This window comes from Microcoleus sp. S28C3 (genome assembly GCF_036700785.1).
Classification (GTDB): domain Bacteria; phylum Cyanobacteriota; class Cyanobacteriia; order Cyanobacteriales; family Microcoleaceae; genus Microcoleus; species Microcoleus asticus.
This window is the reverse complement of record NZ_JAUBPO010000293.1, coordinates 1-1,212: the sequence shown is the minus strand read 5'-3', so window position 1 is coordinate 1,212 and position 1,212 is coordinate 1. Positions and strand designations below refer to the sequence as shown.

Annotated in this window: 2 protein-coding genes; one reads left to right on the top strand and one right to left on the bottom strand. The window is 41.1% G+C overall.

The genetic code is table 11. The features are described 5' to 3' along the window. Positions 1-62: 62 nt before the first annotated feature. Entirely contained in the window at positions 63-236 is a 174-nt protein-coding gene (locus QUA13_RS32530) for a hypothetical protein (RefSeq protein WP_333205225.1), read from the top strand. A gap of 267 nt (positions 237-503) precedes the next feature. Here QUA13_RS32530 and QUA13_RS32525 read toward each other — a convergent pair whose 3' ends face one another. Then, positions 504-1,187 carry a transposase gene (locus tag QUA13_RS32525; protein WP_333205223.1) on the bottom strand — a complete coding sequence of 228 codons (684 nt, stop codon included), beginning with the start codon at positions 1,185-1,187 and terminating at the stop codon, positions 504-506. Positions 1,188-1,212 lie beyond the last annotated feature (25 nt).

The window sequence follows — 1,212 nt, the reverse complement described above, 5'->3', positions numbered from 1 at the left end:
AATTGGTTATCAAATGGGGACGGAAACTTAAAAACAAAGGAAATGCTATTATCACAATTTAAATGCGAAACAGCTTAGAAGCCACCGCTTGCGGTTTGCCTGTCATCTGTACAGCCGGTGGCCCTACAGACGATTTCACTTACCCAGACTTGGCACTGCCCGTAGAAAGTAAATTTATGGCTGTTGAAATAGCAAAAGAACAACTATTTATTTTGGCTCCTGAATGGCACATTTGACTCAGTGGATGCAGACCGTTATCGCACAACCTTCACTTACCGCCAAAGCTCAACTTACAGACCCCCGTTTTGTAGCTAAAAATTTACTTGGAAATACGCATGAGACCAGTTGCTAGATGCCATATTACCTGGAAAAACGAGCTATAAAATTGAAAAATAAACTTTGGAGCCAAGAAGTTTTTAACCAAACAATTCTTGATATAAATGGGTAACGGGTAATTGTGATAAGTAAGTCGGCGGGAAATTTTATAACTATGTAACGAAAGATTAAGTAACCAGCTCGGAGCTAAATTTAATGCGTTTTGTAGGGTAGTTTCCTTTTTTTCCTCTAGCTTCTACCCCATTAATTACGGCATAAGCCAGCTCTAATTCATCCTCAAACATTTGTCCTGCCAGCTCGTCTTTTTTGATATGTTGCCACTCCAATTCTATCGGATTCATTTCTGAACAATATTTGGGTAAAAATAAGATATATAGACCCTGGCTTTCCCACTTCGGCCATAATTGTTGAACTTCATGACATCGATGTATCGGGCCATTATCCTGTACTATTACTCTGATTCGTTTACTCTGAGAGGCTTCCAGGGCTTCTGATTCCATCATTTTGATATAAGCTTTTCGATCGACACCCCCAATTACCAAACCGTAAACAAAGCTGATTTCCTGTTGAAGAAGCCCTACAATACTTAATCTACGACCACGCCTCTTCGTTTGTTCGAGCCGTTTTTGCTCACCTCGCTGGTAATAAGTGTAACCAGGTTCACTCCAAGCACAAAACCCTGATTCATCTAAATATTTTAAGTCGATTTCTCCCGCAGCAGCAGCCCATTCCAACATATCTAGGTTTGCTTGTTTGATTTGGCGTACTGCGACTTCTTGTTTTCCTTTATGGCTTTTTCCTGAGGGGGTGACAACCCAGTCAAAACCCTCACGGGTGGCGGATTGACCCAACTTGAGCTAAAAAAAGATGGGGTCA